7 protein-coding genes and 1 pseudogene are annotated in these 8321 nt (G+C 68.0%); 2 read left to right on the forward strand and 6 right to left on the reverse strand.

Going from position 1 to position 8321, the window contains the following annotated elements:
* Positions 1-4: 4 nt before the first annotated feature.
* The 6 genes from D7Y21_RS16790 to nuoE are packed head-to-tail and all read right to left on the reverse strand — an operon-like array spanning position 5 to position 6644.
* Positions 5-1696, reverse strand: a complete 1692-nt coding sequence (locus tag D7Y21_RS16790) for a NuoM family protein (RefSeq protein ID WP_120562018.1) — start codon at positions 1694-1696, stop codon at positions 5-7.
* Positions 1693-3918, reverse strand: coding sequence for an NADH-quinone oxidoreductase subunit L (gene nuoL, locus D7Y21_RS16795; protein ID WP_121714338.1), 2226 nt, complete (start codon positions 3916-3918; stop codon positions 1693-1695). Before nuoL ends, D7Y21_RS16790 begins: the two co-directional genes overlap by 4 nt.
* A 25-nt stretch (positions 3919-3943) precedes the next feature.
* The gene (nuoK, locus tag D7Y21_RS16800; protein ID WP_120527355.1) at positions 3944-4246 is read right to left on the reverse strand and encodes an NADH-quinone oxidoreductase subunit NuoK; all 303 of its coding nucleotides are present in this window, start codon (positions 4244-4246) and stop codon (positions 3944-3946) included.
* A 25-nt stretch (positions 4247-4271) separates the two neighbouring features.
* A complete protein-coding gene (locus D7Y21_RS16805; RefSeq protein ID WP_121714340.1) occupies positions 4272-4778 on the reverse strand; it encodes an NADH-quinone oxidoreductase subunit J in 507 nt (168 codons plus the stop codon).
* Entirely contained in the window at positions 4775-6115 is a 1341-nt protein-coding gene (nuoF, locus tag D7Y21_RS16810) for an NADH-quinone oxidoreductase subunit NuoF (protein WP_120562015.1), read from the reverse strand. The genes D7Y21_RS16805 and nuoF overlap by 4 nt, the downstream gene beginning before the upstream one ends.
* Before the next feature lie 40 nt (positions 6116-6155).
* Complete coding sequence (nuoE, locus tag D7Y21_RS16815; RefSeq protein ID WP_120562014.1) at positions 6156-6644, reverse strand: NAD(P)H-dependent oxidoreductase subunit E; 489 nt, start codon at positions 6642-6644, stop codon at positions 6156-6158.
* Between the two features lie 105 nt (positions 6645-6749).
* Here nuoE and D7Y21_RS16820 point away from each other — a divergent pair, with 105 nt between their 5' ends.
* Together D7Y21_RS16820 and D7Y21_RS16825 are read left to right on the forward strand one after the other, a co-directional pair.
* On the forward strand, positions 6750-7502 hold the full coding sequence (locus D7Y21_RS16820) for a TIGR02266 family protein (protein WP_120562013.1): 753 nt from the start codon (positions 6750-6752) through the stop codon (positions 7500-7502).
* Positions 7503-7584: 82 nt separating this feature from the next.
* Positions 7585-8321, forward strand: a pseudogene (locus D7Y21_RS16825) (serine/threonine protein kinase); the annotation flags it as partial.

An 8321-nucleotide genomic window follows, 5' to 3' on the forward strand; every position in this document is an offset into this window, starting at 1 on the left:
GGGCCTACTCGCGAACGGCGAGCGGCGCGGCGGGAACGGAGGGGCGGGCCGCGGCGGCGGTGGAGGGCAGCGACATCACCTCCACGCGCAGTTGGTCGTCCTTCGCCTGGGTGGCGCCCGGAGCGCCCACGCTGGCGCGCGCCACGTAGCGGTCCGTGGACGGAGCGATGCGGTCCAGGAAGGGCTGCGGCATCAGGCCCATCACCGCCACCAGCACGATGAAGGGGGCCGTGGTGAGCATCTCGCGCAGGTTCATGTCGCGCAGGTGCTGGTTCTCCCGGTGCGTGATGCTGCCGAAGAACACCTTCTGCACCATCCACAGCATGTACGCCGCGCCCAGGATGACGCCCAGCGTGGCGAACGCGCCGAAGCCCAGGGGCAGGGTGCTCTTGAACGTGCCCATCAGCACCAGGAACTCGCCGATGAAGCCGTTGGTGCCCGGCACCGCCACCGACGAGAAGGTGATGATGACGAACGCCGCGGTGAACACCGGCATCACCTTGGCGATGCCGCCGTAGTCCGACATCAGGCGCGTGTGGCGGCGCTCGTAGAGGAAGCCGAACAGGAGGAACAGCGCGCCCGTGGAGATGCCGTGGTTGAGCATCTGGTACGCGCTGCCCGTGGCGCCCTCACCGGTGACGGCGAGCAGGCCCAGCATGCAGTAGCCCAGGTGGCTGACGGACGAGTACGCGATGAGCTTCTTGATGTCCCGCTGCGCCAGGCACATCAGCGCGCCGTACACGATGCCAATCACGGCCAGCACCGCGAGGAACGGACGGGCCGCGTGCGCCGCCACGGGGAAGAGCGGAATCGCGAAGCGCCAGAAGCCGTAGGTGCCCATCTTCAGCATCACGCCGGCCAGGATCATGGAGCCCGCCACCGGCGCCTGCACGTGCGCGTCCGGCAACCAGGTGTGCACCGGCCACATGGGGACCTTGATGGCGAACGCCAGCGCGAACGCGGCGAACATCCACGGCCCGTAGGTGTGCAGCGTGGCGGCCAGACCCGTGAGGGACGCGCACGCGCCCTCCGGCCCGTTGGCGCACGCGGCCAGCTGCTGATTGGCGGCGAGCAGGTTGTTGTAGAGCGTGCCGTAGTCGAACGAGCGCACACCCGGGCCGCCGCTGATGAAGTACACGGCCACGATGGCCACCAGCATCAGCAGCGAGCCGACCAGCGTGTAGAGGAAGAACTTCACCGCCGCCATGCGCCGGTCCTCGGCGCCCCACACACCCACCATCAGGTACATGGGGATGAGCATGGCCTCGAAGAAGATGTAGAAGAGCAGGACGTCCATCGACGCCAGCGCGCCCAGCATCGTCGTCTGGAGCACCAGCAGCGCCAGGTGGAACTCCTTGATGCGGTGCTGGATGTACGTGGTGGAGGCGAGCACCACCAGCGGGCCCAGGAACACCGTCAGCAGCAGCAGGCTCACGGCCAGGCCGTCCACGCCCAGGTGGTAGCTCATCCCGAACTGCTCGAACCACGGGACGCGGTACTCCATCTGGAACTCCGCGCCGGAGGGCTCGAAGCGGAAGTACGCCCAGACGCCGAACACCAGGTCCAGCAGCATGCCCACGAAGGTGATGGCGCGGACCTGCCCGTGCTCACTGGCGGGCAGCGCGAGCACCAGCGCCGCGAACACGAGCGGCAGGTAGATGACGACGTTCAACAGGTGGGTGTCGAAGAAGCTCATGAAAGCACCTGCACGAGGGCGTAGACCGCGCCGCCCAGGATGGCGAGCGCCATGATGGCGGCGTAGGCCTGCGCGTCACCCGTCTGGAGCCGGCGCAGCCCGAGGCCCACCTTCTCCGTGACGTACGCGGTGCCACGCACCAGCACCGTGTCGATGACGAGCGCGTCCACCACGCGGAAGAGGATGAAGGCCACGAACTTCACCGGCCGGATGAGGATGAACTCGTAGAGCTCATCCACGTAGAACTTGTTGAGCGCCGTGCGGCGCACCGCGCGGGCGAACGCCGGCACGGGCTGGCCCACTCGCGAGGGGAAGAACTTCAGGTAGGCGAACGCCGCGGCCGCGCCGCCCGCGAGCGCCCACATCCACGCGAAGGCGTAGTCCCCGACGGAAGGCGAGCTGGTGTCCAGTTGCACCGTCTTGGCCACGCGGGCCACCGTCTCCGCCGGGCGCAGCACGGGGGACAGGAAGTTCTCGAACACCGGCTGCGTCCCGCCGCCTGTGCGGGGCATCAGGGGCAGGGCGTAGACGAACGTCACGAAGGCGAGGAACGCCAGGATGACCAGCGGCAGCGTCATGTGCCACGCGCTCTCATGGGCGTGCGCCAGCTTCGCCTCCGGGGACCGCTTGCCCGTGAAGGTCAGCAGGTAGACGCGCGACATGTAGAACGCCGTGGACGCGGTGATGAGCAGGCCCAGCACGTAGACGAAGCCGGAGACCCACTCCAGGCCGTGCAGGTGGTTGTGGTGCACACCGTGGAAGATGGCGTCCTTGGAGAAGAAGCCGGACATGATGGGGAAGATGCCCGTGATGGCCAGCGTGGAGATGAGGAACGTGGCGTGCGTCCACTTCATCTCCTTCCACAGGCCGCCCAGCTTCTTGATGTCCGTCTCGTCCCCGTTGCCGTGCATCACGCTGCCGGCGCCCAGGAACAGGCAGGCCTTGAAGAACGCGTGCGTCATCAGGTGCATCGCGGCGGCCCAGAAGACGCCCATGCCCACGCCCATGAACATGATGCCCAGCTGGGACACCGTGGAGTAGGCGAGCACCTTCTTGATGTCGTCCTGCGCGAAGGCGATGAGCGCCGCCAGCAGTGACGTGAGCGCGCCCACGATGGCGATGGTCGCCATGGCGGTGGGGGACAGCACGAGCAGCGCACTCATGCGGCAGAACAGGTACACGCCCGCGGTCACCATCGTGGCGGCGTGGATGAGCGCGGAGACCGGCGTCGGGCCGGCCATCGCGTCCGGCAGCCAGACGTAGAGCGGCAGCTGCGCGCTCTTGCCCGCGGCGCCCAGGAGGAACAGCAGCATCGTGGCGGTCATCACGCCACCGAAGGTGTAGCCCGCCAGCGGCCCGGACTCGATGGGCGTGGCCAGGGACACCGCGCCGCCCGTGCCTTCCGGCAGGGCCAGGGCCAGCTTCTCCAGGCCCTTGAAGGTGACGGGGCCCTTCTGGGAGATGCCCTGCTCGTAGCGGGCGCGCGACGTGGACGCCGCGTTGTAGTCCCGCGGGTCCGCCTGGCGGTTGAAGGCGCCCACCGTGAGGATGAGCAGGAACGTGGCGATGAGGAACGCGAAGTCACCGATGCGGTTGGTGACGAACGCCTTGCGGCCCGCCCACGCCTTCGCGCTGTCCGTGTACCAGAAGCCGATGAGCAGGTAGCTGGCCATGCCGACGCCCTCCCAGCCCACGAAGAGCAGGACCAGGTTGTCGGCCATCACCAGCGTGAGCATCGCGGCGACGAAGAGGTTCAGGTACGCGAAGAAGCGCCAGTACCCATCGTCGTGCTCCATGTAGCTGGTGGAGTACAGGTGGATGAGGAAGCCCACGCCCGTGATGATGAGCAGCAGGATGCCCGACAGGTGGTCCACCAGCAGGCCGAAGTTCACCCGGAAGTCACCGGCGGCGAACCACGTCCCGTAGTCGTGCGCGATGGCGTAGCGGATGGTGTCCCGCTCGATGCCGAACGGGTTGGCCATGCTCACCACGCGGCCGCCGGCGGCGTCGCTGGTGGCCCAGAAGGCCAGGAGGCTCAGCACGAAGGCGCCGGCGATGGCGGAGCACGCCACCAGGTGCACGTTGGCCCGGCCCAGCCACTTGCCGAACACGCCGCACACGAACGCGCCCAGAAGCGGCAGCAGGATGATCAACCCCAGCGAGGGCGAAAACACCTCGGGGGGGATGGGTGCGGTTCTGAAGAACTCGACGATTCCGTCCATGGATGGGCTCAGGGGTGACGGGGCGTTAGTGCTTCATCGTCCGGATGTCGTCGACGTTCACGGATCCGCGACTGCGGAAGACCGCGATGACGATGGCCAGACCGATGGCCGCTTCCGCGGCCGCCACGGCGATGACGAAGAAGGCGGACACGTGACCGGTGCCTTCGCCGTGCATGCGCGCGAAGGCCAGGAACGTGAGGTTGACCGCGTTGAGCATCAGCTCCACGCACATGAAGACGACCAGCGCGTTGGTGCGCACCAGCACGCCGAACATGCCCATGCAGAAGAGGGCCGCGGCCAGCAGGAGGTAATAGGTGATGGGGACCATTGGGTTGTCCGGAAGGTCGCGAGGGTCAGATGCGGGACTTGGCCACCACCACCGCGCCCACCATGGCCACCAGCAGGAGCAGGCTGACCGCTTCGAAGGGCAGCAGCCAGGTGGTGAAGATGGTCTCGCCGATGGCCGCCATGGTGCCGAACGCCGCCTGGCCCTGCGCGTCCATCTGCGCGGGCGGCGCTTTGATCCGGCCCAGCGTCACGGCCAGCACGGCCAGGAGGCCCACCGCGGAGGCGCCGCCCAGGAGCCGCGTCGCCGTGGGCTTTCCGCGGTGCGGGGCGTCACCCAGGTTGAGCAGCATGATGACGAACAGGAAGAGCACCATGATGGCGCCCGCGTACACGAGCACCTGCACGGCGGCGACCGTGTGGGCCCAGAGCAGCACGTAGATGCCGGCCAGGAAGAAGAACGTCGACACCAGGGCCATGGCGGAGTTGATGGGGCTCCGCGCGGTGATGACCAGCCCCGCCGACAGCAGCGTCATGACGGCGAAGACGCCGAAGAGGACCAATTCGATGTTCAAGACCAGTCTCCGAAGGAACCCCAGGGGTGGTCACCGTACGGGCAGCGGTGCTCCCGTACGTGAGCCTCGAACTCGTCCCGGAACCGCATGAGGAAGGAGTGCGTGGGCAGCGCCGCCGCGTCACCCAGCGCGCAGATGGTGTTGCCCAGGCCGATGGGGGGGTAGGGCGCGATGGAGGAGGCGACGTTCGACAGCATGTCGATGTCGCTCAGCTCCGCGCGGCCTTCCTCGATCTTGCGCAAGAGGCGCGTCTGCCACGGCGTGCCCTCGCGGCACGGGGTGCACTGGCCGCAGGACTCTTCCGCGTAGAAGCGGGCCACGCGCCAGAGGCTGCGCACCATGCAGGTGGCGTCGTCCATCACGATGACGCCGCCGGAGCCGGCCATCGTCTGCTTCATCTTCAGCGCCTCGAACTCCAGCGCCACGTCCAGCTCGTCCGCGCCCAGCACCGGCGCCGAGGAGCCGCCCGGGATGACCGCCTTGACCTTGCGGCCCTTGGGCATGCCCTGGCCATACTGGTCGTCGTGGATCAGCTCCAGGATGGTGGTGTGCATCCCCACCTCGTAGACGCCGGGGCGGTTCACGGAGCCGGACAGGCAGACCAGGTGCGTGCCGCCGGACTTCTCCGTGCCCAGCTTCGCGTACCACTCCGCGCCCTTGGCGAGGATGGGGGGCACGCTGGCGAGCGTCTCCACGTTGTTCACCACCGTGGGGCTGCCGAAGAGGCCCACCACCGCGGGGAAGGGGGGCTTCAGGCGGGGCCAGCCCTTCTTGCCCTCCAGGGACTCCAGCAGCGCCGTCTCCTCGCCGCAGATGTACGCGCCCGCGCCACGCACGACGAAGCAGTCGAGCGCGAAGTCCTTGCCCATCATCGTCTTGCCGAAGATGCCGGCCTTGTAGGCTTCGTCGATGGCGGCCTGGGTGCGCTCCGCCTGGAACTTGAACTCGCCGCGCAGGTACACGTAGCAGGTGTGCACGCCCAGCGCGTACGACGCGATGGCGATGCCCTCCAGCATCATGTGCGGGTCGTTCTCCAGGATGTAGCGGTCCTTGAAGGTGCCCGGCTCGGACTCGTCGCCGTTGACGGCCAGGTACTTGGGCTTGGGGCTGTCCTTGGGGACGAAACTCCACTTCATGCCCGTGGGGAAGCCCGCGCCGCCGCGGCCGCGGAGGTTGGACTTCTTCACCTCGTCGATGATGGCGGCGGGCTCCATCGTGAGCGCGCGCTTGAGCCCGTCATAGCCGCCGCGCGAGCGGTAGCTGTCCAGGGTCCAGGACTGGGGCTTGCCCCAGGCCGCCGAGATGACGGGTTCGACCGCCTTTGCCGTAGAGGCCATGGATGAACGTCCTAGGAAAGCGAGGGGGAGGAGGGGCGACTCACGACAGCCGGGCCAGGATGGCGTCCAGCTTCGCCTGGGTCAGGCTCTCGTGGTGATCCTCGTTGATCTGCAGGCAGGGCGCCGTCCCGCAGGACGCCAGGCACTCCGTCTCGCGCAGGGTGAACTTGTCGTTCGTCTCCCCGGCGGTCAGGCCCAGCTTCTGCTCCAGGTACGCGAGCATCTTCTCCGCGCCCCAGAGGGAGCAGGAGAGGTTCGTGCAGACGTCGATGACGTACTTGCCCGGCTTCTTGAGGTGGTACATCACGTAGAAGCTGGCGACCTCGTAGGCGCGCTCCGGCGTGACCTCCAGGTTCTTCGCCACCAGCCGAAGACCTTCAGGAGGCAACCACCCCTTGAGGTCCTGCAGCAGGCGCAGCGCGGGAAGCATGCCGGCGCTTTTGCGATCAGAGGGGTAGTGCGAGAGGATTTCCGCGATCCCCGCGTCGAACTTCTTCTGCTCTTCAGGAGTGAACAGGGGCTCCGCCATGGCGGGCCGGTACGTATTGCTCCAATGGCTTCGTTGTCAACATAAACCCTCGGCGGTAGACTGGGCCGCCCTCAGCAAATTACCGAGCGATTTCAACCCCTTGTTATGAGCCTGGACCCTGCGGACCAGCGGCAGCACCCTCGCATCCCCACCATCCTCCGGGTGGACTACGCCCATGGTCGGCCGCTCCGGGACGTGACGGAAAACCTCTCCGCCGGAGGGTTCTTCGTCCAGACCGAGCAGCTCTTCGCGGTGGGGGACGAGCTGCGACTTGCTCTTTCTTTCCCGGGACTGCTGGATCCGGTAGAAGTCGCCGGGACGGTGGCGTGGGTGCGCCTGGCCGCGCCCGATCAGCCGGGCGGCGTGGGCATCCGTGTGGAGAGCGAGCAGGACCGGCGGCGACTGGGTGACATCTTGAGTGCGGCGGGACCCAACGACAGCGCGGTGACCCCTTCGGAGCAGGACGGGTTCCGTGTGCTCATCGTCGAGGACAACCCGCACATCATCGAGATGTACAGCTACGTGCTGAAGAAGCTCGCGAGCAACGACCTGCACGGGAAGGTGCCGCTGGAGGTCCACTTCGCCCCGGACGGGCACCATGCCCTGCTGCGGCTGCGCGAGGACCGCTTCAGCCTGGTGATGCTGGACCTCTACATGCCGGTGATGGACGGCTTCGCCCTGGTGGAGCGCATCCGGGAGGAGGAGGAGCTCAAGGGCATCCCGGTCATCGCGATCTCCGCGGGTGGCAAGGAGGCCCAGGACCGGGCGATGCAGCTGGGGGTGGATATCTACCTGCGCAAGCCCGTGCGGTTCGTGGAAGTGCTGGAGACGGTGAAGCAGCTCCTGCGCATCCGGTAGGGCCCGGGAGAGTCCCCAGGCGCTTCTTCGTCGCACCAGACGTTGAAGCGCCGGGCGGGTGCCGCGTAGAGTCCGCGCACCCATGACGAAGCCCGCAATCCATCGTGACACCGTCAGTGGCGAGGCGCTGCTCATCCTGCAGAATCTGCGGGAGAACGGCCGCCTGGGACGCTCGAACAAGCTGGCCGACGTAAAGGCCGCCCTCGAGCCGTCCGTCTCGCTGGAGTTCGACAGCTACTTCTTCTTCCTGCGCAAGTTCCACTACATCGCCATGGACCGCGAGGCCCAGCTGAAGCTCACCGAAACGGGTGAGCGGGTGGTGGAGGGGGACCTGCAGGACCGGTTCGCGTCGGAGGTCGACGACTTCTTCGCGGATCAGCTCCTGCCGGCGGAGGACGCCACGCACATCGGCCGTCCGCTGGACGAGGACGAACCGATGAGCGTCCCGCCGCCGCCGCCGGAGCTGCTCCTGGACGAGGCGGAGGTGGATCCGTCCTCCTCGGCCGGGGCCTCCGCCCAGTCCCAGGTGGGGCCGCCGCCGGTGCCGCCGTCGCGCACGCACCGCGTGGCGATGCCGGCGCTGGACCTGGGGCAGGTCGCGACCCAGATGCAGCCCGCCGCGCCGCCGCCCATCGCGACGCCGCAGCCCCAGCCGGCGTTCCGCCAGGATGGCCCGGCGGAAGGACGCCGGGAGACCTTCATCGGGCTGCCGCCGGCGCCCGCGACCCAGCCCGTGGTCGTGACCGCGCCGGTTCCCAGCGCGCCCCAACCGCTCATCATCACCCCTCCGCTCGCCGCCGCGCCCGCTCCGATGCCCCC

Origin of the sequence: Corallococcus sp. AB045 (genome assembly GCF_003668895.1) — a bacterium.
Taxonomy (GTDB): domain Bacteria; phylum Myxococcota; class Myxococcia; order Myxococcales; family Myxococcaceae; genus Corallococcus; species Corallococcus coralloides.